At 70.3% G+C, this 20,027-nt stretch carries 20 protein-coding genes and 2 pseudogenes; 15 read left to right on the forward strand and 7 right to left on the reverse strand.

All coding sequences use genetic code 11. The features are described from left to right. Positions 1–284: 284 nt before the first annotated feature. Entirely contained in the window at positions 285–545 is a 261-nt protein-coding gene (locus tag FHU28_RS15705; protein ID WP_184684894.1) for a hypothetical protein, read from the forward strand. Beyond that, positions 502–1,206: a hypothetical protein gene (locus FHU28_RS15710; protein WP_184684896.1), complete on the forward strand. Its 705-nt coding sequence runs from the start codon at positions 502–504 to the stop codon at positions 1,204–1,206. Before FHU28_RS15705 ends, FHU28_RS15710 begins: the two co-directional genes overlap by 44 nt. Before the next feature lie 18 nt (positions 1,207–1,224). Here FHU28_RS15710 and FHU28_RS15715 read toward each other — a convergent pair whose 3' ends face one another. Continuing rightward, positions 1,225–1,653 (reverse strand): cold-shock protein, encoded by a 429-nt coding sequence (locus FHU28_RS15715; protein ID WP_184684898.1) that lies wholly within the window; start codon positions 1,651–1,653, stop codon positions 1,225–1,227. 379 nt (positions 1,654–2,032) lie between these two features. Here FHU28_RS15715 and FHU28_RS15720 point away from each other — a divergent pair. From FHU28_RS15720 to FHU28_RS15735, 4 genes and pseudogenes are all read left to right on the forward strand, one after another. Next, a pseudogene (locus FHU28_RS15720) lies at positions 2,033–2,152 on the forward strand (transposase); the annotation flags it as partial. Positions 2,153–2,302: 150 nt separating this feature from the next. Next, entirely contained in the window at positions 2,303–3,181 is an 879-nt protein-coding gene (locus FHU28_RS15725; RefSeq protein ID WP_376700856.1) for an IS5 family transposase, read from the forward strand. Between the two features lie 831 nt (positions 3,182–4,012). Continuing rightward, positions 4,013–4,592: pseudogene (locus FHU28_RS15730) on the forward strand (IS3 family transposase); the annotation flags it as partial. A gap of 144 nt (positions 4,593–4,736) precedes the next feature. Then, a complete protein-coding gene (locus FHU28_RS15735) occupies positions 4,737–4,907 on the forward strand; it encodes a LuxR C-terminal-related transcriptional regulator (protein WP_184684900.1) in 171 nt (56 codons plus the stop codon). Positions 4,908–4,934: 27 nt separating this feature from the next. Here the strand turns inward: FHU28_RS15735 and FHU28_RS15740 are convergent, their stop codons facing one another. The 3 genes from FHU28_RS15740 to FHU28_RS15750 are packed head-to-tail and all read right to left on the reverse strand — an operon-like array spanning position 4,935 to position 7,093. Beyond that, positions 4,935–6,008, reverse strand: a complete 1,074-nt coding sequence (locus tag FHU28_RS15740) for an alcohol dehydrogenase catalytic domain-containing protein (protein ID WP_184684902.1) — start codon at positions 6,006–6,008, stop codon at positions 4,935–4,937. Beyond that, positions 6,005–6,382, reverse strand: a complete 378-nt coding sequence (locus FHU28_RS15745) for an aldehyde dehydrogenase family protein (RefSeq protein ID WP_184684904.1) — start codon at positions 6,380–6,382, stop codon at positions 6,005–6,007. The genes FHU28_RS15740 and FHU28_RS15745 overlap by 4 nt, the downstream gene beginning before the upstream one ends. Positions 6,383–6,427: 45 nt before the next feature. Then, on the reverse strand, positions 6,428–7,093 hold the full coding sequence (locus FHU28_RS15750; protein WP_184684906.1) for a TetR/AcrR family transcriptional regulator: 666 nt from the start codon (positions 7,091–7,093) through the stop codon (positions 6,428–6,430). Positions 7,094–7,183: 90 nt separating this feature from the next. Here FHU28_RS15750 and FHU28_RS15755 point away from each other — a divergent pair, with 90 nt between their 5' ends. Genes FHU28_RS15755 through FHU28_RS15775 form a run of 5 tightly spaced genes read left to right on the forward strand, consistent with a single transcriptional unit; the run spans position 7,184 to position 12,312 of the window. After that, positions 7,184–8,332, forward strand: coding sequence for an acyl-CoA dehydrogenase family protein (locus FHU28_RS15755; protein ID WP_184684908.1), 1,149 nt, complete (start codon positions 7,184–7,186; stop codon positions 8,330–8,332). A 14-nt stretch (positions 8,333–8,346) separates the two neighbouring features. After that, entirely contained in the window at positions 8,347–9,105 is a 759-nt protein-coding gene (locus FHU28_RS15760; protein ID WP_116507002.1) for an SDR family NAD(P)-dependent oxidoreductase, read from the forward strand. A 32-nt stretch (positions 9,106–9,137) separates the two neighbouring features. Further along, positions 9,138–10,310 (forward strand): acyl-CoA dehydrogenase family protein, encoded by a 1,173-nt coding sequence (locus FHU28_RS15765; protein WP_184684911.1) that lies wholly within the window; start codon positions 9,138–9,140, stop codon positions 10,308–10,310. Beyond that, positions 10,307–10,771 (forward strand): MaoC family dehydratase, encoded by a 465-nt coding sequence (locus FHU28_RS15770; RefSeq protein WP_184684914.1) that lies wholly within the window; start codon positions 10,307–10,309, stop codon positions 10,769–10,771. The genes FHU28_RS15765 and FHU28_RS15770 overlap by 4 nt, the downstream gene beginning before the upstream one ends. Further along, positions 10,768–12,312: a long-chain-fatty-acid--CoA ligase gene (locus tag FHU28_RS15775; RefSeq protein ID WP_184684916.1), complete on the forward strand. Its 1,545-nt coding sequence runs from the start codon at positions 10,768–10,770 to the stop codon at positions 12,310–12,312. Before FHU28_RS15770 ends, FHU28_RS15775 begins: the two co-directional genes overlap by 4 nt. A gap of 490 nt (positions 12,313–12,802) precedes the next feature. Here FHU28_RS15775 and FHU28_RS15780 read toward each other — a convergent pair whose 3' ends face one another. After that, on the reverse strand, positions 12,803–13,519 hold the full coding sequence (locus FHU28_RS15780) for an ABC transporter permease (protein WP_221453206.1): 717 nt from the start codon (positions 13,517–13,519) through the stop codon (positions 12,803–12,805). Positions 13,520–13,548: 29 nt separating this feature from the next. Next, on the reverse strand, positions 13,549–14,430 hold the full coding sequence (locus FHU28_RS15785; protein ID WP_184684921.1) for an ABC transporter ATP-binding protein: 882 nt from the start codon (positions 14,428–14,430) through the stop codon (positions 13,549–13,551). Between the two features lie 107 nt (positions 14,431–14,537). Here FHU28_RS15785 and FHU28_RS15790 point away from each other — a divergent pair, with 107 nt between their 5' ends. Both FHU28_RS15790 and FHU28_RS15795 read left to right on the forward strand, forming a co-directional pair. Further along, positions 14,538–15,692 carry a sensor histidine kinase gene (locus FHU28_RS15790; protein WP_221453207.1) on the forward strand — a complete coding sequence of 385 codons (1,155 nt, stop codon included), beginning with the start codon at positions 14,538–14,540 and terminating at the stop codon, positions 15,690–15,692. Continuing rightward, positions 15,689–16,291 carry a response regulator gene (locus tag FHU28_RS15795; RefSeq protein WP_184684924.1) on the forward strand — a complete coding sequence of 201 codons (603 nt, stop codon included), beginning with the start codon at positions 15,689–15,691 and terminating at the stop codon, positions 16,289–16,291. Before FHU28_RS15790 ends, FHU28_RS15795 begins: the two co-directional genes overlap by 4 nt. On the opposite strand, the gene FHU28_RS15800 is transcribed toward FHU28_RS15795, so the two are convergent. Next, positions 16,264–16,530: a hypothetical protein gene (locus tag FHU28_RS15800; RefSeq protein ID WP_311773596.1), complete on the reverse strand. Its 267-nt coding sequence runs from the start codon at positions 16,528–16,530 to the stop codon at positions 16,264–16,266. The two genes, FHU28_RS15795 and FHU28_RS15800, sit on opposite strands and share 28 nt — an antisense overlap. Positions 16,531–16,878: 348 nt before the next feature. Between FHU28_RS15800 and FHU28_RS15805 the strand changes: the two genes are divergently transcribed. Together FHU28_RS15805 and FHU28_RS15810 are read left to right on the forward strand one after the other, a co-directional pair. Beyond that, the gene (locus FHU28_RS15805; protein WP_221453208.1) at positions 16,879–18,339 is read left to right on the forward strand and encodes an alpha/beta hydrolase; all 1,461 of its coding nucleotides are present in this window, start codon (positions 16,879–16,881) and stop codon (positions 18,337–18,339) included. Between the two features lie 549 nt (positions 18,340–18,888). Next, positions 18,889–19,539, forward strand: coding sequence for an NAD(P)H-binding protein (locus FHU28_RS15810; protein ID WP_167944411.1), 651 nt, complete (start codon positions 18,889–18,891; stop codon positions 19,537–19,539). Positions 19,540–20,027 lie beyond the last annotated feature (488 nt).

Below are 20,027 nucleotides of genomic sequence, written 5' to 3' on the forward strand. Positions count from 1 at the left end.
GCCCGTCTGCGTCACCGTCGGGCGACCACGATGCCCGCGGGCGCCGGTCCGGTCGGAACTCGGTGTTCCGCAGTCGGTCACGGAGTTCCTCGACGGCCCTGAACGCGTCGCGGAAGGCTTCCGGCTCCTGGTCGAGCAGTTCTCAATAGCTCCGGACGGATTCGTCGCAGCCGGCGAGTGCGGTGGGGCGATCCACGCGAAAGGCCTGCCGGACATGGGCAGCGGTCCAGAGCGATCCCGCCAGTGCTTGCGGGTGGCGCCCGGCCCTGCCCAGCCAGATAGCCATGGTGTTGATGGTCGCCGTCCTCATCCAGCGCATCGACCTGTCCAGCATGGCGGACGGGCTGGACACCCCGCTGTACGGCATGCAGGCACCCGGCCTGGACGGCAAGCGCCCGCTGTGCACGTCGCTGCGCGAGGCCGCCACCGTGCCGCTCGAACACGTCCGTTCGGTGCAGCCCACCAGGCCGTACCAACTGCTCGGGTGGTCCCTACGGCGGCGTGCTTGCCCACGAGATCGCGGTGCAGTTGCAGGCCGTCGGTGAGACGGTCGGCGCGCTGATCATCCTGGACCAGTATCCCAAGGACCCGGGGATCCGGACGGTCATCGGGGACGAGCCCGCCCCCGACGAGGAGGCTCAGCTCGCCGCGCTCACCGAAGTCGTGCGCAAGGAGGCCGGTGCCGTGCCCGGCAACGCTCCCGACGAGGAGCTGCGCCGCTTCGCGGTCCTCCGGCGCAACAACTTCACCTGCATCAACGCCCACGAGTACGGTCGGTTCGACGGTGACGCGCTGCTCGTCGTCGCCGATCGGAGCATCCCGGAGCGCGCGCCGACGGCCGAGTTGTGCAAGCCGTACATCACCGGCGAGATCAGCGAGGTCCGACTGCCCTGCGGGCACGAGGACCTGAACACCCCGGCGATGCTGGGCCAGATGTGGGCCGTCGCCGCATCGTGGTTGGGTCGGAACGGGGACGCGCCCAGCAGCTGGCCTGCGGCCCGGGGGCCGCCGCGGCACGCACACGGCGGCCCGGCCCGGCGCCTGATCGGGCGCAGCGCAGCGGGCGTGGCACCATCACCTGGGCGCTGCCTGCTGCTGGTGTCCGACCTCCTGCAGGTGGCAAACCTCTTGGTGGTCGCACAAACGGCGACGACGGCTGGTGCCCGGGCACCTGGGCCCGGGCACCAGCCGTCGTCTACGCGTTGACGCAGGGCACGCTGCGTGTCAGCCGTCCACCCAACCGTGGGACCGGCTGAATTCGATGAACCTCTTGCGTACCTCGATGATCTGGGAGCCGGTCAACGATGGCGCGCACTGCAGGAGCATTTCGGTCACGGCCCCGACGAACTCGGCGGACGCGAGAACGTCGCACATCTCTTCGTCGCCGTCCGTGCGGATCCGGGATCGGATCTCGTCTCCGTTGGTCGACGCGTGCGGCGTCTCGGTCGTTTCCAGAACCCGGACCGACCGGGCGCGTAGGCCGCGGTCGCCATCTATGACGTCGTACTCGATCGGCAGGCCGATCCGCACCAGCTGGCGTTGTTCGCCGAAGTCATTGGCATGAAAGAAGACGTCATCGCCGCCGCCAGTCGGGGCGATGAACCCATAACCACGCACATCATCGAATCGGATGATCTTACCCACAGAAGACATCACACCACCACATATGCTCAAACGCCTGAACGCTCACCGACAAGGGTGCCATCCGGGTTCACACAGGTGACCCGGTTGCCAGTGAAGGATCTGCGGCGTCCTTCGGTGACGCCCTGTTCAACTCCCGTGCTTGAACATGCGTCCATTCCCACAAATTTCCGCACTCTTGCCCAGCATCTCCGAGGGGCGGTCCCCACGCCATTGCCTGGGCTGTCGGGGCCTATTCCGTGGCCCCAGGATGACGATTCTCCACTGCCCTCCTCAACTTGGTCAGGATTCACCAGGTCGACCACGCCCAGGAACCCGATGGGCGAGGATCACGCAGCGAACCATGGCGCGATCATCTTACGTCGGTGGACTGGAACTGTCTGCGAGGAAACATGGGCAACGCAGCGACGAGCGGGTCAACTCCCGCAACGGCTACCGGCAGCGCGAGTGGGACACCCGGGCCGGAACGATCGACCTGGCGATCCCCAAGCTCCGCCAGGACAGCTACTTCCGGGAGTGTGGATCTAAGGCGTGTTTCGTAACTCGGGGTTGGCCGGTTGAAGTCACGGCGTGGCGGTGATCGATAACTGAAGAGGTCTCCGGTACTTGGTACAACGACCAAGAAGCACCATGCACCGGAGACCTCGTGGCCACCTTAGCGGTGACGAGGCGGCATGACCTGACTGACGCGCAGTGGGCTGTCCTGGCCCCGTTGCTGCCTGCTGCGTCGTCTACCGGTCGGCCGCCGAAGTGGGAGAAACGGCAGCTCATCGACGGGATTCGGTGGCGGATCCGGATCGGTGCGCCGTGGCGAGACGTGCCAGCGGAGTACGCGCCCTGGCCGACGATCTACGGACTGTTCCGTCGGTGGCAGCGCGATGGCACGTGGGACCGAATCTTGTCAGCGTTGCAGGCGCAGGGCGACGCCCGGGGACGCATCGACTGGACGGTCAGCGTGGACTCGATGACCAGTCGCGCTCACCAGCACGCCGCAGGTGCCCGCACCGACGGTCATCTGCAGAAGGAACCACCCGGCGGGGTTCATGACGAGCCGGCCGATCACGGGCTGGGCCGCTCCCGTGGCGGGCTGACGACCAAGACGCATCTGGCCTGTGAGCAGGGCCAGAAAGTCTTGTCCCTGATCGTCACCGCCGGGCATCGCGGGGACAGCCCGCAGTTCATCCCGGTCCTGCGCCGCATCCGCGTGAACCGCCTCGGTGTCGGCCGGGCCAGGACCAGACCGATGCTGGTGCTGGCCGACAAGGCCTACACCAGCCGCGCCAACCGCAGATACCTGCGCTCTCGCGGGATCCGGGCGTGCATCCCGAGCAAGAAAGACCAGGACGCCCACCGCAAAGCCAAAGGCTCCCACGGCGGGCGCCCACCGGCGTTCGACCCGCAGCTCTACCGGCTACGCCACGCTGTCGAGAACGGCATCAACAGGCTCAAACGCCACCGCGGCGTCGCCACCCGCTATGACAAGTTGGCCGTCCGGTTCCACGCCGTCCTGACCATCACCATCATCACCGAATGGCTCTGACCGGCTTATGAAACACGCCTTAACGGCACCTCTCTGCTGCCGACGCCTTGACACAGAGAGGTGCCGTTAGCGAGACAGCCCCCCACGTAGCCGCCCCTCGGCCCGACCGGCGCTGACTGGATGCCTCCGGCGGCAAGGGCTACCCGCCCTTGGACCCGGGCAGCTCTGGGATGCCCGACCGATCCGGTGCCACCCGCCGCACACCACAGGCAGCCAGACCGGGCCTGCACCCGCAGGTGCTGCGGACGACCACACCCAGCGGTTGGACGCGGTGGGGCGCCACGGAATCCAACAGCGCCACCGGGGACCAGTGGGGGACCACACGCCCACCCCGGACGGACACGGGCAGCGCGGCCGCCGACGACGTGCCACCGGGCGCGCCGTTGCTGACGTGCGCCAACGCCTACCGCGACGTCCTGGGGGTCAAGGGGTCGTCGGTTCGAATCCGGCCGTCCCGACGCAGGTCAGAGGGCTGATCCGGATATCGGGTCGGCCCTTTCGCCGTTCTGGGGACCAAGATCAGTCAAGTTGAAACGTGCCTAGCGCTGCTTGACCGACGGTCAGGTCTGAAGTGTCCAGCCGGGACGGCTGCCGAATCGCTTGTTCTCTGGATCAAGGCAGCCGCCAGCAGGCCGGGGCCGCGCCGGCCCGGCCCCGGCCTGCTGGCGACCTCCGGCCGGCCACGCTTCGAGATTGCCAGACCTGGAAGACCTCGGGGCTCCGCCCTGGAGCTTGTTCGGCTGTTGTCGGAGGGAAGTCAGGCGCGGGCGACCGGTTCGGCAGCGGTGGCGGCAGGGCCGTCATCCAGCCCACCGTCGGGTGACGGGGCGCAAGCGTCGCGGCAAGGGCCGCAAGCCAGGCCCACCGGTGCACGACGACCTGGTCCAGCGGGACTTCACCGCCGACGGCCCGAACCGGCTGTGGCTGGCCGACATCACCGAGCACCACACCGCCGAGGGCAAGCTCTACCTCTGCGCGATCAAGGACGTCTGGTCCCACCGCATCGTCGGCTACTCCATCGACTCGCGGATGAAGTCCCGCCTGGCCGTCGCCGCACTGGACAACCCGCCGCCAGACGCGGTGACCTGGCCGGGTGCATCCTCACACCGACCGCGGATCCCAATTCCGGTCCCGGAAATTCGTCCGAGCCCTGAACCGTCACCACATGACCGGATCGATGGGCCGCGTCGGCGCCGCCGGCGACAACGCCGCCATGGAGTCCTTCTTCGGACTCCTGCAGAACAACGTCCTCAACCGGCGATCATGGACCACCCGCCAACAACTACGGATCGCGATCGTGACCTGGATCGAACGGACCTACCACCGCCGCCGACGCCAGCGGTCACTGTCCCGGTTGACCCCCATTGAATTCGAGACCATCATGCACCCACCGGCCAGTCAGGCCGCGTGACTACACCTGTCACCTGCCGGTGCAGCAGGCCCCTGTGACCCGATTGGCCGATCGTCGCTACGAGCACTGCTGGGCTGCTACTGGCCGGTGAAGCGAGCGACGACTGGGGCGTGGTCGGGAACGACGGCCGCGTTCCGGGCACGGGTGGAGGCGCCGATCGAGGTGATGTCGGACCCGGTGCTGGCGGCGGAGCTGGAAGCCGTGGCCGGCGGGGACGACGGGGTGGCCGCCCGGACCGTCGACCACCACCTGCGCAACATCTTCCATCGGCTCGGCATCCGGTCCCGTACCGAGCTCGCCTGCGCGCTGCACTGAACCCGGCGCGGCGGCGGGCAGCGGCGGTCAGGGCAGCACGACGGTACGGGCGCCCTCGCCGCGGGCCATCCGGTCGAACGCCGCCGCGGCGCCGTCCAGGCCGGTCCGGTCGGTGATCAGGGTGGCCGGGTCCAGGGTGCCGTCGAGCACGGCGCGGGCCAGCTCGGGCAGGTCCCGGTCCGGGTCGGACGAGCCGTACACCGAGGAACGCAGTGTCCGCCCGGAGTGGAAGATGTCCAGCGCGCTCAGGCTGACCACGTCGTCCCGCGCGCCCATCCCCACGACGGTGACCTGCCCTCCGCGCCGGGCGACCCGCCAGGCGGCGCGGATGGTCACGCCGCGGCCGACGCACTCCAGGGCGTGGTCGACGCCACGCCCGTGGGTGCGCTCCCGGATCGCCCGGCTCAGCGCGTCGTCGGCGACGAGGAAGTCGGTGGCCCCGGCGGCGGCGGCCAGTTCGGCCTTGGCGGGCGACACGTCGACGGCGAGCACCGGATCGGCGCCGGCGGCCCGGGCGGCGGAGACCACCGACAGGCCCACCCCGCCGAGACCGATCACCGCCACCGAGTCGCCGGGCGCCACCCGGGCGGTCCGGCGCACCGCGCCGACCCCGGTGAGCACGGCGCAGCCCAGCAGGGCCGCAGTGGCGAACGGCAGCTGCGCCGGAACGTCGATCACCGCCTCCTGCGGCACCACCACCTCCTCGGCCAGCGCGCCGAGGCCGAGGGCGACGTGCAGCGGCGAACCGTCCGAGGTTCGGCCCCGGGCGGTCGCGGGGGAGCCCGTCCGCTCGCAGAACCACGGCTCGCCGCGACCGCAGTACCAGCACCGCCGGCAGGGCGGCGCCCAGTTCAGCACCACGTGCGTGCCGGGCTGGACCCGGTCGACGCCGGGGCCGACCTCGATCACCTCGCCCGCCGTCTCGTGCCCGAGCACCAGCGGGTACGGCGGCGCGACCGTGCCGTTGACCATGGACAGGTCCGAGTGGCAGACCCCGGCGGCCCGTACCCGCACCCGTACCTCACCCGGCCCGGGGTCCGGCAGCTCCACCTCCTCCACCGTCAGCGGCTGGTCCACGCCGCGGGCGAGCAGCGCCCTCATCGCTGGATCGCCTTGGTCTGGAGGAACTCGTCGAGCCCGTAGCGACCCAGTTCCCGGCCGGGGCCGGACTGCTTGTAGCCGCCGATCGGGGCGAGCGGGTTGAACGGCGCGCCGTTGATGTCGACGGCTCCGGTGCGGATCCGCCGCGCGACCCGCACCGCCCGCTGCTCGTCGGCGGACCAGACAGCGCCGGCCAGGCCGTACCGGGAGTCGTTCGCGACGGCCACCGCTGCCTCTTCGTCGTCGGCCGCCGTGCCGGCCGGCACGCTCGCCAGCACCTCCTCGGTCGCCGGGTTGTGCACCGCGATGGTCTGTCCGCAGGAGGGGGCGACCCACGCTCCGTCGAGATAGATGTCGGTTCGTGCGAGATCCATCGCGTCCCTCACGGTGGTCAAAAACTAGCGCTGCAAGTTTTTACTCTAGTGCCCCGGATCGGCTGGCGGGAGGGGTGGTAGCGGCCCGACGTGCTCCTCGTAGGTGCGGGAGAGCCCATGGATGAGCGCGTCGAGGCCGAGCGCGAAGGCGCCCTCGTCCACCCGTTGCTGATGCTCGGCGAGCCGGTGCGCCTGGGTCAGGTGCGGATACCGCTCCCCGTACAACCCCGGGTCCTCGACGAAGCCACGGGCGAACGATCCGAGCGCGGAGCCCGCCACGAAGTAGCGCATCAGCGCGCCGATGTGCGTCGCGCGCGCGGGCGGCCAGCCGGCAGCGACGAGCCCGCCGTAGACCGCGTCGGCCATCGCCAGCGCCGCCGGCCGCCGGCCCGGCCCGCGGGCCAGGTACGGCACGATGTTCGGGTGCGCGGCCAGTGCCGCCCGATACGAGTGCCCCCACCGGCGCAGCGCCTCGCGCCAGTCGAGGCGCCCGAAGAAGGAGACGTCCACCTGGGCGGTGACGCTGTCGGCCACCGCGTCGAGAATGTCGTCTTTGGTGGCGAAGTGGTTGTAGAGCGAGGGCCCGCGTACGCCGAGTTCGGCAGCGAGCCGGCGGGTGGAGAACGCCTCCAGCCCGTCCGCGTCGATCAGCGCGGCGGCGGCATCGACGATCCGCTGCCGGCTGAGCAGCGCCTGCCTCGGCCGGGGCATCCGCGCCTCCCTCGCTCACTCGCCGGTCGCGGCAACTCTGCCACAGCCGGGTCTGGACGTACTTAAACTTGCAGCGCTAGTTTATGCCGCATGGACCTTCAGCTCTCCGCGGAGCAGGCGGCGGTTCGTCAGCTCGCCGCCGAGTTCGTCGACCGTGAGGTGGTTCCGCACGCCGCGGCCTGGGATCGGCGCGAGTCGGTCGACCCGGAGATCGTGGACAAGCTCGGCCGGCTGGGCTTCCTCGGGCTGACCATCCCCGAGGAAGACGGCGGGTCCGGCGGCGACCACCTCTCCTACTGCCTGGTGCTGGAGGAGCTCGGCCGGGGCGACTCCGCCGTCCGGGGCATCGTCTCGGTGTCGCTCGGGCTGGTCGCCAAGGCCATCGCCGCGTACGGGTCCGCCGCGCAGCGGGCCGAGTGGCTGCCCCGGCTCTGCGCCGGCACCGCGCTCGGCTGCTTCGCCCTGACCGAACCGGACAGCGGCTCGGACGCGGCCGCGCTGACCACCCGGGCGACCCGCGACGGCGGCGACTGGCTGATCACCGGCGCGAAGACGTTCATCACCAACGGCACCGTGGCCGACGTGGTCCTGCTCTTCGCCCGCACCGGCGGACCCGGACACCGGGGCATCAGCGCGTTCCTGGTGCCCACCAACGTCGCCGGGCTCACCCGGAGGGAGATCCACGGCAAGCTCGGGCTGCGCGGGCAGGCAACCGGTGAGCTGCGCTTCGACGCCGTCCGGGTGCCCGACTCGGCGCGCCTCGGCCCGGCCGGCGGCGGGTTCCGGCTGGCCCTGGCCACCCTGGCCAAGGGCCGGATGTCGGTGGCCGCCGGCTGCGTCGGCATCGCCCAGGGCTGCCTCGACGCGGCGGTCGGCTACGCCGGGCAGCGCACCCAGTTCGGCAAGCCGATCGCCGGGCACCAGCTGGTGCAGCAGTTGCTCGCCGCCATCGCCGTGGACACCGCCGCCGCCCGGCTGCTGGTGTGGCGGGTGGCCGACCTCGTGGACCGGGGCGAGGCGTTCGCCACCGAGGCCTCGATGGCCAAGCTCTTCGCCAGCGAGGCAGCGGTCCGGGCGGCCAACAACGCCGTCCAGGTCTTCGGCGGGTACGGCTACATCGACGAGTACCCGGTCGGCAAGTACCTGCGCGACGCCCGGGTGGCCACCCTCTACGAGGGCACCAGCCAGATCCAGCAGCTGCTCATCGGGCGCGCGCTCACCGGCGTCAACGCCTTCTAGCAAAGGGGAGAACCGTGACCAGATTCGCCGACCGGGTGGCCGTCGTCACCGGCGCCGGGCAGGGTATCGGCGCGGCGACCGCGCACCGGCTGGCCGCCGAGGGCGCCGCCGTCGCCGTGGTCGACCTCGACGAGGAGCGCAGCCGGGCGGTCGCCGACGAGATCACCGCGGCCGGCGGCCGGGCCGTCGGCATCGGCTGCGACGTGACCGACCCCGCGGCGGTGGCCGCGATGACCGACCGGGTGGTGCAGGCGTACGGCGGGTTGCACGTGCTGGTGAACAACGCCGGCATCACCCGCGACGACCTGCTGTTCAAGATGCCCCTGCCACACTGGGAGGCGGTGCTGACCACCAACCTGACCAGCATGTTCCTCTGCTGCCAGGCCGCCCAACAGCACATGGTCGCGGCCCGCTACGGCCGGATAGTCAACCTCAGCAGCCGCTCCGCCCTCGGCAACCGGGGCCAGGTCAACTACGCGGCGGCCAAGGCGGGGGTGCAGGGCCTGACGGCCACCCTCGCCATCGAACTCGGCCCGTACAACGTCACGGTCAACGCCGTCGCCCCGGGCTACGTGGCCACCGCGATGACCGCCGCCACCGCGCAGCGGGTCGGCAGCAGCCCGGAGGAGCATCAGCGGACGGTCGCCGAGCACACCCCGCTGCGCCGGGTCGCCCAGCCGACCGAGATCGCTTCGGTGATCGCCTTCCTGGCCAGCGACGACGCGTCGTACGTCAGCGGACAGACCCTGTACGTCAACGGCGGCGCGCGCTGAGGCGCGCCGGCGGACCAGCACCCGGAGGGGACATGGACTTCGCGCTTTCCGACACCGAGCGGGCGATCCGCGACACCGCCCGCGACTTCATCACCAGGGAGGTCATGCCGCTGGAGCAGGAGCTGCTGCGGCGGGAACGGGCGCACCGGCCCGGACTGGAGCACAGCGAGCTGCGCGAGTTGCAGCTCAAGGCGCGCAAGTTCGGGTTCTGGGGGCTGGCCACCCCGGAGGAGTACGGCGGCATGGACCTGCCGGCCGTCACCCAGTCCCTGATCTGGACCGAACTCGGCCGCTCGTTCGTGCCGTTCCGGTTCGGCGGCGAGGCGGACAACATCCTGTTCCACGCCAATGACGAGCAGAAGCGCGAGTACCTGGTCCCGACCATCGAGGGGGAGCGGCGCAGCTGCTTCGCGATCACCGAGCCCGGCGCCGGCTCCGACGCGGCCAACATCAAGCTCAGCGCCCGCCGCGACGGCGACGACTGGGTCCTCAACGGCGAGAAGACCTTCATCACCGGCGGTCACGACGCCGACTTCGCCATCGTGATCGCGGTGACCGACCGGGAGAAGGGCGCCCGCCACGGCGGCGCCACCGCGTTCCTGGTGGACCGGTCGATGGGGTGGCGCTCGGAGTTCATCCAGACGATGGGCGAGGGTGGCCCCGCCTCGCTGGTCTTCGACGACGTCCGGGTGCCCGGGCGCAACATCCTCGGCGAGCCCGGGCAGGGCTTCAGCCTCGGCATGGAGTGGATCGGCAAGGGCCGCTACATTATCCCGTCGCACGCCGTCGGCATCGCCGAGCGGGCGTTGTCGATGGCCATCGACTACGCCAACACCCGGGAGACCTTCGGCGCGAAGATCGGCACCAACCAGGCCATCCAGTGGATGATCGCCGACTCGGAGACCGAGCTGGAGGCGGCCCGCTGGCTCATCCTGCGCGCCGCCTGGACCGTCGAGCAGGGCATGGACCCGCGGCACGCCTCCTCGATGGCGAAGCTTTACGGCGCGGGCATGGTCAATCGGGTGGTCGATCGCGTCCTGCAGATCCACGGCGGCATGGGCTACACCCGCGAGCTGCCGATCGAGCGCTGGTACCGGCAGGTCCGGCTCTACCGGATCTTCGAGGGCACCGACGAGATGCAGCGACTGATCATCTCCCGCGACCTGCTGCGCGGCTACACGAAGCTGGGAGGGCACCTGGCATGAGGGTCTTCGCGTCCATCGAGGAGTTGGCCGAGGCGACCGGCGAGACCCTGGGCCCCGGCCCCTGGTTCCGGATCGACCAGCAACGGGTCGACCGGTTCGCCGACGCCACCGACGACCGCCAGTGGATCCACATCGACCCGCGACGGGCCGCGGCCGGCCCGTTCGGCGGCACCATCGCGCACGGCTACCTCACGTTGTCCCTGCTGCCGGCGCTGGCCGGTGGCCTTTACCGGGTCGAGGGGGTGGCCATGGGGGTCAACTACGGCCTCAACCGGGTGCGCTTCCCGGCCCCGCTCCGGGTCGGCAGCGCGGTCCGCGCCAGCGCGAGCCTGGCCGGGGTGTCACCCGTGGACGGCGGCGTGCAGGTGGTCACCGCGGTCACCGTGGAGAGCGACGCCGGCGGCAAGCCGGTCTGCGTCGCCGAGACGGTCAGCCGCCTGGTGCGGGGCGTGGCCCGATGACCGCGCTGTCGCTGGCCATGGTGCTGGCCGAGTCCGCCCGCCGGCACGCCGACACCGTCGCCGTGGTCGACGGCGACACCCGGGTGACGTACGCCGAGCTGTGGCTGGAGGCGCGCAGCTACGCCGCCGGGCTGCGCGAGCGGGGGGTCGGCCCCGGCGACAAGGTGGCCCTGTTGGCCCCGAACGTGGTGGACTTCCCCCGGGTCTACTACGGGGCCCTCGCCGCCGGCGCGGTGCTCGTCCCGGTGCACCTGCTGCTGACCGTGGACGAAGCGGCGCACGTGCTGACCGACAGCGGCACGAAGCTGCTGGTGTGCCACAGCTCCCAGCTCGCCCTGGGCGCCGCCGCCGCGGCGGCGGCCGGCGTGCCGCTGGTGACCGTCGGGCCGGCGGCCGCCGGCGCGGTCGCGCCCCGCCTGGAGGAGCTGAGCCACCCGCTGCCACCGCTGCCGTCGTACGTCACCCGGTCGGCGGAGGACCCGGCGGTGGTGCTCTACACCAGCGGCACCACCGGGGTGCCCAAGGGCGCCGTGCTCACCCACCTCAACCTGGTCATGAACGCCACCGTGAACGTCTTCGACGCCAACGACGCGCGCAGGACGGACGTAGTGCTCGGCTGCCTGCCGCTGTTCCACAGCTTCGGCCAGACGGTGGCGATGAACGGCACCTTCCGGATCGGCGCGACGCTGGTGCTGCTGAGCCGGTTCACCGGGCCGGCCGCCATCGACCTGATGCTGCGTGAGGGGGTGGACGTCTTCCACGGCGTGCCCACCATGTACGTGGCGCTGCTCGACGCCGCCCGGGACCGGGACGACCTGCCCCGGCTGCGGCTCTGCGTCTCCGGCGGGGCGTCGCTGCCGGTGGCCGTGCTGGAACGGTTCCACGCCGCCTTCCAGACGACGGTCTTCGAAGGGTACGGGCTCTCCGAGACCTCACCCACCGCCACCACCAACCAGCCGCACTTCGGCACCCGCGCCGGGACCATCGGGCACCCGGTCTGGGGCGTGGAGGTGGAGATCGCCCGCGCGGAGGTGGACGAGCGGATCGAGCTGCTGCCGACCGGAGAGCTCGGCGAGATCGTCATCCGGGGGCACAACGTCTTCGCCGGTTACCTGGGGCGGCCCGAGGCGACCGCGGAGGCGGTGGTGGACGGCTGGTTCCGTAGCGGTGACCTGGGACGCAAGGACGCCGACGGGTTCATCACCATCATCGACCGGAAGAAGGACATGATCATCCGGGGCGGCTTCAACGTCTACCCACGCGAGGTGGAGGAGGTCCTTGCCAGGCACCCGGCGGTCGGCCAGGTGGCGGTGATCGGGGTGCCCGACCCGCGTCACGGCGAGGAGGTCTGCGCGGTGGTGGTGGCGGACCCGGCCGGCCCGGGCCTGCCCGACGAGCAGGAGATGATCGACTGGTCGCGGGAGCATCTGGGCCGGCACAAGTACCCGCGGCAGGTCCGGTATGTCGACGACCTGCCGCTCGGGCCGAGCCACAAGGTGCTCAAGCGGGAACTGCGTCGCCGGATGGCCCCGCCCGACTGACCACCGCCCGCCGTCCGCTGCCACCCGCCCAGGCCGCGGCCCTCGTCGCGCTCGCCGCGCATCGAGGGCCGCTTCCTCCGGCTGTCGCGCCGGCGAGCGTCGCCCGCAGTCGTGCTCGGCGGGCGGTCCCGGCGGTGGCGTCGAATATTGAGCCGATGACCAACCCCGACCTCGATCCCGAGGTGTACCCGCCGGTCGACCCGCGTGTGGACGTGCCGGACGGCCCCGGCGCACTCCTCCGAGGAAGGGCTCGCCGAGTCCGGTTGGCCCCGCTACAGCTTGTCCCGGATCGCCGTCGGACGTGTGGTGGACGGCCTGACGCGGATGAACCTCGAAGACGCCGACGCGAAACTCAGTCTCTTCCAGTGGATCGGCAGGGTGGTCCCGGCGAACCGTCGGACGCCGCCGGCCGCGGAGTACTGCGTCGACCCGTAGCCAGCGGCATGCTGCAACCGGGGCGAGGTGTCCGAATGCCCTCGGGGTTCGGTGTTCATCGGCGGGGATCCCAGCGGAAGAGTCGGGTGGCGAGGGCGACGGCGATGACGACCCAGCCCAGGGTGGGGGCGAGCAGGGGCAGGGATTCGGTTACGGCGACGCCGCCGTTCCAGGCGTTCATGGTCAGTTCAGTGACCGCGCCGCCGGGCAGCAGCCGCTTGAGCCAGGCGAGGTCCGCGGTGCCGCTGATGCCCACCCAACTGGCCACGGCGATCACGCCGAGCGTGACGGGCAGGGTGGTGACCTGGGCGTGCTCGGGGGAATTGGTCAGGCCCGCGGTGGCCAGGGCCAAGCCGATCATCATGGCCAGGGTCGCGAGGACTGCCACCACGAGTAGGGCGCCGTTGGCCGGTTTACCGGCGACCATGGCCAGCGCGGTCAGGATCGCGGCCACCTGCACCATCGCGATCGCCGTGGGGGGCAGCAGCAGACCGGCGAGAATGGTGGAGTCGGCGGCAGCGGTGGACCGCAGTCGTTTAAGGAAGAGGTTCTGGCGCCGGGAAGCCAGGGTGGTGACGGCGGTGGCGTAGAGCCCGAACGCGGCCACGGTGAACATCACCATCGCCGCGATGTAACCGAGGCTGCCGATGGCGACGAAGGTCTCGTGCCTGCGGACGAAGAGGGCAGAGACGGCCACCGGGATGATGAGGCTGGTGATCAGCACCAGCCGGTTCCGGAAGATCTGGATCAGTTCGCTGGACGCGATGGACAACATGGCGGCACTCCTGTCGATGGGACGAATCAGCTGCTGATGGCGCGGAACACGTCGTCGAGCCGGGTCGGCCCGGCCTCCAGGTCCCGCAGCTCCACCCCCTGGTCCTGTGCCCACCGCAGCAGCAGGTGCAGGTCCTTCTGCAGGGCGAAGGTCTCAACCACGGCCTTCCCGCCGGCGTCGACGACGGCCGGCAGCGGCAGCGGCGGCACCGGCGCGGGGAGGGAGAAGCGGACGACGGCGGGCAGGGTGCGGGTCAGCTCGGCCACGGTGCCCTCGCGGTGGAGGCTGCCCTGGTGCATCAGCCCGATCCGGTCGGCGCGCTGCTGCGCCTCCTCCAGGTAGTGGGTGGTGAGCACGATGGACGCGCCGTTTTCGCGTAGCCGGTCCACCGTTGCCCAGACGGCGTCGCGGGACTGGATGTCCAGGCCGGTGGTCGGCTCGTCGAGGAAGATCAGCTCCGGGGTGCCGTAGACGGCGGTGGCGAAGTCCAGCCGTCGTTTCTCGCCGCCGGAGAGCTGGGACACTCGCCGGCTGGCTCGGTCGGTCAGGCCGACGACGTCGAGCGCCCGGTCGACGTCGTCCGTACGTCCGCTGAGCCGGCCGATCAGGCCGACGGACTCGCGGACCGTGAGGTCTGGGGAGAATCCGCTCTCCTGCAGCATGACTCCTATGCGGGGACGGACCGTGCGGCGGTCCTGCGGGTTGCGCCCGAAGACGCGTACGGTGCCGGATGTCGGCCTCCGATGTCCCTCGACAACCTCCAGGGTCGAGGTTTTCCCGGCCCCGTTGGTGCCGAGCAGCGCGTAGAGTTCCCCGGCACGCACCTGGAAGGAGAGGTCTTTGACAGCGTGGAAGTCGCCGTAGGTGAGGTTCAGCCGGTCGACCTCGATGACAGATGTGGTTGACATGTACCCATGACAGCGCGGACGCAGCCGACCCGTCAGTGGCGCGGTGTCACGGCCGCTTGTGACGTGGTGTCACTGGTCGTGGCCGCTGGCCGCCGGATAATGGGAGGGTGACCGCACGAACGATGGGCTTCACTCAGTCGACGCAGGGGAGGCTGCGCCGGCTTAACCTAGCCACGTCGCTGCCGCCTGTGGTGTTCGCCTCGGTGGTTCTGCTCTACATCGACACGCGTACCTGGTGGCACGTCGTCGTCCTGCTGCCGGGGGCGGTGGCGGCCCTGGTGGCCTTCGAACGGTGGACGGCCGGCGACCTGTCCCGGTTCGTGCTGCCCTGCGTGATCGTGGCGGGCGCAGTGTGGCCGGTGGGGGTCCTTGTCACCGACAGTCCGAACGCGTTCTGGGGTATCTGCCTCGTGGGTTCCCTCGCACTGCACGAGGTCCGGCGGCGTCGAGGGCTGGCGGTGGCCGGGCTGTTCTCCTACGTCGCCGTGGTCGGTGCGGCGCGGCTGTTGGTGGAGGGGGACGACGTCGGCGACGTACTGGGTGCCTACGTCCTCGTGCCGACCTTCTTCACCGTCGGGGCGACGGTCCTGACGTTGGTGGGCGAGCGGTTCTACGACCTCATCCGGGAGCTCGAGCAAACTCGGGATCGGGAGGCGGAGCTGGCGGTGGTGCGGGAGCGCGTGCGGTTTGCGAGCGACCTGCACGACATCCAGGGCCATACCCTGCACGTGGTCAAGCTGAAGATCGCGCTGACGCAGCGACTGCTGCTCCGCGACACCGAGCGGGCGGAGAAGGAGTTGCGGGAGACGTATGCGCTGGTCAGTGACACCATCGCGCAGACCAAGGAACTCGCGTACGCCCAACGGCGACTCAACCTCACCGCGGAGATCGAGAACGCGAAGAACCTGTTCGAGGCGGCCGACATCCGCGTGCGGGTGACCCGGGGAGCCGAGGTCGACGCCCGCACCAGCGAACTGCTCGGCCAGGTGCTGCGCGAGACGACCACCAACATCCTCCGCCACGCGCAGGCCACCCAGGTGCAGATCATCCTCGCCGAGTCGGGCATCACCATCGTCAACGACGGGGTGACCACCACCACGCCCCCCGAGCTCAGAGGACTGGCGACACTCCGGCAGCGGGTGGCGGGCGACGGGGGCGAGTTGACCGTGGACCAGACGGACGAGCGGTTCCTGACGGCGGCGGTCTTCCGACCCGCTCGTGCTGGCGTGGCCCCAACGACCGCGGGGGAGGACGACCGATGACGACGATCGTGCTGGCTGACGACGAGGTCCTGCTGCGTACGGCCCTGGCCGCGCTACTGCCGATGGAAGGTGACATCACCGTTCTCGCTGAGGCCGAGAACGGAGAGAAGGCCGTTGAGGCCACCCTGCGGCACCGGCCCGAGGTGCTGGTCATCGACCTGGAGATGCCTGGCATGGACGGTCTCGACGCGGTCGCGCAGATCCGTCAAGCGCGACCGGAGCAGGTGATCCTCATGCTGACCCGGCACGCCCGCCCCGGTGTGCTGCGCAAGGCGTTGCGGCTCGGCGTCCAGGGCTTCGTCAGCAAGTCCGCCGAGCCGGCCCACATCACCTCGGTCATCGCCACCCTGCACGCGGGTAAACGCTGGATCGACCCGGATGTCTCCGCGCTGGCCGTCACCGAGGACTGCCCCCTCACCGACCGCGAAGCCGACGTGCTGCGGGTCACCGGCGAGGGCTACTCGGTCGCCGACATCGCCGCCCGGCTCCACCTTGCCCCGGGCACCGTACGCAACTACCTTTCCAACGCCATGCGCAAGACCCAGACCCGGACCCGCCACGAAGCGGCCCGCTACGCCCGCGGACACGACTGGCTGTGAGAGCGGCGTCCGGCGGATCCTTGCCATACGCGGCCCGGCAACATCAGATCGACGGACCGAGACCAGAAACCCCACCTACCATCACGCCGATCGCCGCGGGATCTGGTACGCGGCGCGCTCGGCCTGCACGGCGAATGAAGCGGATCCGCTCGATCTGACCCTCGATGTAGCGGCGGACCGCTCGGGCCGCGCAGGCTGGTGAGCAGGCGCTGCTCCTCGTAGTAGCGCAGGAATCGCACGCTGATTCCGGCGCAAGCGGCGAGTTCACCGATCCGGATGGGTGGCGGTCATCGCTGCCTCCCTGTTCCTAGCTGACGTCCGCGGGAGATTCAGCCTACTGACGTGTCGGAACGCGGCCAGTGCCGCCACGTCACACGTGGCGGTGACGTGGCAGCACTGACGCACGGCCGCGAGGGCCGCTGTCATTGAGGCATGTCCGCCTCGGCGGCGGATGGAGGCCCGACATGGTTGTGACCTGGTTGAGCCAAAAAGGCGCGGCGTCGCATCCGGGTAGGCCACCACATCGAAGAACAGGAGACCTGGACGTGTATCGAAGGCATGGCATCGCCCTGATCGGGATACTCGGCATGATCGGTGCCTTGGCCGCGGTCATCCCGGCGACGGCCGGGGAGTCGACGGCCGGGAGACCGACGGTGGGGTTGCAGTGGACGGCGTGCCCGCAGGACGTGGTGGTGCCGCCTGCGGTACAGGGGCAGGTGCAGTGCGCGAAGGTGCCGGTTCCGCTGGACTACCGCGACCCCGGCGGCACCCAGATCGAGATCATGGTGTCGCGGATCGCGAGCACGAAGCCGGAGAAGCGGCGCGGTGTGCTGATGTTCAACCCCGGCGGGCCGGGCGGCACCGGGCTGGATCAGCCGGGTTTCCTGGCCGGCCAAGGGCTGCCGGCCAGCGTCATGGATGCCTATGACCTGATCGGCATGGACACCCGGGGCGTCGGGCACTCGGCGCCGGTGAGCTGCGGCTTCGTCCTCGGCGACGCCTATTGGGCCAACATTCCGCCGTACGCGGTCGACGACGCGGACGTGACCCGGCACGCGGAGGTCGCCGAGGAGGTCGCCGCCCGGTGCGCGGAGAACGACACCGACGGGCGGCTGCGGCATTTGACGACCGCCAACATGGCCCGCGACCTGGACCGGATCCGGGCCGCGCTCGGTGAGGAAAAGGCCAGCTTCTACGGGGCGTCCTACGGCTCTGCGTTGGGTGCGGCGTACGTCTCGATGTTCCCTAGGAGCACCGATCGGATCGTGTTGGACAGCAACATCGGCGACACCCACCTCGACCGGGACGGCCTGCGGCGGTATGCGCTCGGCATGGAGCAGACGTTCCCCGACTTCGCGACCTGGGCGGCGGCGCGACACGACTCCTACGGGCTGGGTCGCACGCCACAGCAGGTGCGCAGGACCTACTTGACCCTCGCCGAGCGGTTCGACCGGACGCCGGCGCCCGACGGGCTCACCGGCGAATTCTTCCGGGGCATCACGTTCGCCTACCTCTACAACGAGAGGCAGTACGGGAACCTCGCGCGGACCTGGCAGTCGTACCTGGATCCCGGCCAGGCACCGTCGCAGGCGGAGACGGCGGCGGCGGCGCCCAGCCCGAACGACAACGCCTTCACCGTGTTCCTCGCCGTCACCTGCAATGACGTCCAGTGGCCCAAGGACGTCACGACCTATCGCCGGGCCGTCGCAGAGGACCGCAAGCGGTACCCGCTCTTCGGTGCGGCCAGCGCCAACATCACCCCGTGCGCCTACTGGAAGTACGAGCCGTCCGAGCCGCCCGTCGCAATCAGTGCCAAGGGGCCCCGCAACGTGCTGGTCCTGCAGAACCGGCAGGACCCGGTCACCCCGTTGGCGGGGGGCAAGCTGCTGCGCGAGAAGTTCGGGCAGCGCGCCCGGCTAGTGACCGCCAACCAGAGCGGGCACGGCGTCTACGTGCTGAGCGGCAACGCCTGCGCGCTGAACCTCACCACGTCGTACCTCGTGGAGGGCACGATGCCGGCCAGGGACACGACCTGTCGGGGCGACTGACCCGGATCAGGAGTCACCCGAGGGCGCGGAACACGAGGTGTTCCGCGCCCTCGGCGGGGTCGTGGTCTGAACCGACCTGCGATCCGCAACGCTCCAAGCAGCATCAAAGCCTTGCCCTGCAGAGTGCTCAAGTACTTTTCCTGGGCGTTTCCGATCGCAGCCAGAGCCACGAGTTTCACGTCTGCGGTGCCACTCCTCACGACGATCGGTTCGTCTTGAACCGGCAGCGAAGACGGATGGGTCGTGGTACTGCTCTGATCGATCGGAGTAAACGTCGCCTGTGGGCTATTCCAGACGGAATTCATGTAGATCCACGAGAGCTGCTACGAGCGAACCGGTGTCGTGGGCGGCCGATCGATCGCGACACAACGGTGCCGTCGACTGTTCTGGTGCAGGAGCAGGTGCGCGTCCTGTTCGCCGGCCAGCCCGGTCAGCGCAAGCTCCCCTCGCAGTACGTCTTCCGCGGCACCTGCGCCACCTGCAGGAAGGCTGGGCCAGCTACGCCCGGCGGCACACTGACCGAGCCGATCAGAAGGACTGGGGCACGCAATGAAGGTATTCATCATCGGGGTCAGCGGATCCATCGGAGGGCTGCTCGCGCGGAACCTGATCGATCGCGGCGATGAGGTCTCCGGCCTGGTACGTCGCGATGAGCAGAGAGCCGATCTCGCCGCGCGGGGCATCGATGCGCGTGTCGCCGACCTCGCGGACATCACCCCCGGCTCCCTGGCATCCATGCTCAGGGGGATCGACGCCGTCGTGTATACCGCCGGGTCGAACGGAGGCGCCAGGGAGGTCACGGCGGCCATCGATGGTGACGGCGTGGTGAAGGCCCTCGAAGCGACGCGTATCGCCCGAGTGAAGCGCTTCACGTTGGTATCGGTGCTTCCCGAGGCCGGGCGGGGCCAGGAATTCGACGAGGACGTGGAGTTCTACTTCGCGGTGAAGAAGCTCATCGACGTCGCCGTGTCTGAAAGTGGTCTCGACTGGCTGATCCTCAGGCCATCGGCGCTTGTCGATAACGCCGGAATCGGGGCGATAGCCCTCGGTCCGGCGCAGCCGCACGACGAGATCTCCCGCGAGGACGTCGCCGCCACCCTGGCGGAACTGCTCCACGAGCCCCGGATCCGCCGGCAAATCCTCGAGCTCACTCAGGGCTCGACGCCGATTGCCACGGCGGTTCAGACGAACATCCGCTGACCGGCTCGCGGCGGCGCGGATGGCTGTCGCTCGGCGCGTGACGGCCGTAGCTTCCGTCACGCGCCGAGCGGGCGTCGTCCTCAGCCGTGCGGGTGGATGCGGCACCAGGTCCACCACGTCGACACGCGGGTGAGTGCCAGTCAGGCATCGCTCTGTGTAGCACGCCTGACGAGCGCGATGTCGCCCCGGGCCTGGGTTTCTGGTCCCAGTGGGCGGGTCGAGCATCAAGTTGGGCACCGTGACGGTGGATCGAGGCGCGCTGCGCAGCGGCCGGCACCCCTGCCCGCCGTCGATCGTCGGCATGTTCCAGATCGCGGACTCGGTGATCCGGTCTGGTTGCAGCCCCGGACCCGGGTCGGCTCGGACCGCGTTCTTGGCGTCGTCGCGCCGTGCCTGGGCGTCGGCGCTGTCGCTGGTGATGGTGTGCGGGGTGACGACGTAATCGAGGTCGCCCGGCTCACGGGCGGCGTCCCCGACCCAGGCCGCCA

Source organism: Micromonospora echinospora (assembly GCF_014203425.1).
Taxonomy (GTDB): Bacteria; Actinomycetota; Actinomycetes; order Mycobacteriales; family Micromonosporaceae; genus Micromonospora; species Micromonospora echinospora_A.

What these genes read in the sequence shown, in the direction of transcription:
- FHU28_RS15705 (WP_184684894.1), top strand. Translation starts at nt 285, where the DNA reads ATGGTGTTGATGGTCGCCGTCCTCATCCAGCGCATCGACCTGTCCAGC.
- FHU28_RS15715 (WP_184684898.1), bottom strand. Translation starts at nt 1,653, where the DNA reads ATGTCTTCTGTGGGTAAGATCATCCGATTCGATGATGTGCGTGGTTAT.
- FHU28_RS15740 (WP_184684902.1), bottom strand. Translation starts at nt 6,008, where the DNA reads ATGAGGGCGCTGCTCGCCCGCGGCGTGGACCAGCCGCTGACGGTGGAG.
- FHU28_RS15745 (WP_184684904.1), bottom strand. Translation starts at nt 6,382, where the DNA reads ATGGATCTCGCACGAACCGACATCTATCTCGACGGAGCGTGGGTCGCC.
- FHU28_RS15750 (WP_184684906.1), bottom strand. Translation starts at nt 7,093, where the DNA reads ATGCCCCGGCCGAGGCAGGCGCTGCTCAGCCGGCAGCGGATCGTCGAT.
- FHU28_RS15755 (WP_184684908.1), top strand. Translation starts at nt 7,184, where the DNA reads ATGGACCTTCAGCTCTCCGCGGAGCAGGCGGCGGTTCGTCAGCTCGCC.
- FHU28_RS15765 (WP_184684911.1), top strand. Translation starts at nt 9,138, where the DNA reads ATGGACTTCGCGCTTTCCGACACCGAGCGGGCGATCCGCGACACCGCC.
- FHU28_RS15770 (WP_184684914.1), top strand. Translation starts at nt 10,307, where the DNA reads ATGAGGGTCTTCGCGTCCATCGAGGAGTTGGCCGAGGCGACCGGCGAG.
- FHU28_RS15775 (WP_184684916.1), top strand. Translation starts at nt 10,768, where the DNA reads ATGACCGCGCTGTCGCTGGCCATGGTGCTGGCCGAGTCCGCCCGCCGG.
- FHU28_RS15785 (WP_184684921.1), bottom strand. Translation starts at nt 14,430, where the DNA reads ATGTCAACCACATCTGTCATCGAGGTCGACCGGCTGAACCTCACCTAC.
- FHU28_RS15795 (WP_184684924.1), top strand. Translation starts at nt 15,689, where the DNA reads ATGACGACGATCGTGCTGGCTGACGACGAGGTCCTGCTGCGTACGGCC.
- FHU28_RS15805 (WP_221453208.1), top strand. Translation starts at nt 16,879, where the DNA reads ATGATCGGTGCCTTGGCCGCGGTCATCCCGGCGACGGCCGGGGAGTCG.
- FHU28_RS15810 (WP_167944411.1), top strand. Translation starts at nt 18,889, where the DNA reads ATGAAGGTATTCATCATCGGGGTCAGCGGATCCATCGGAGGGCTGCTC.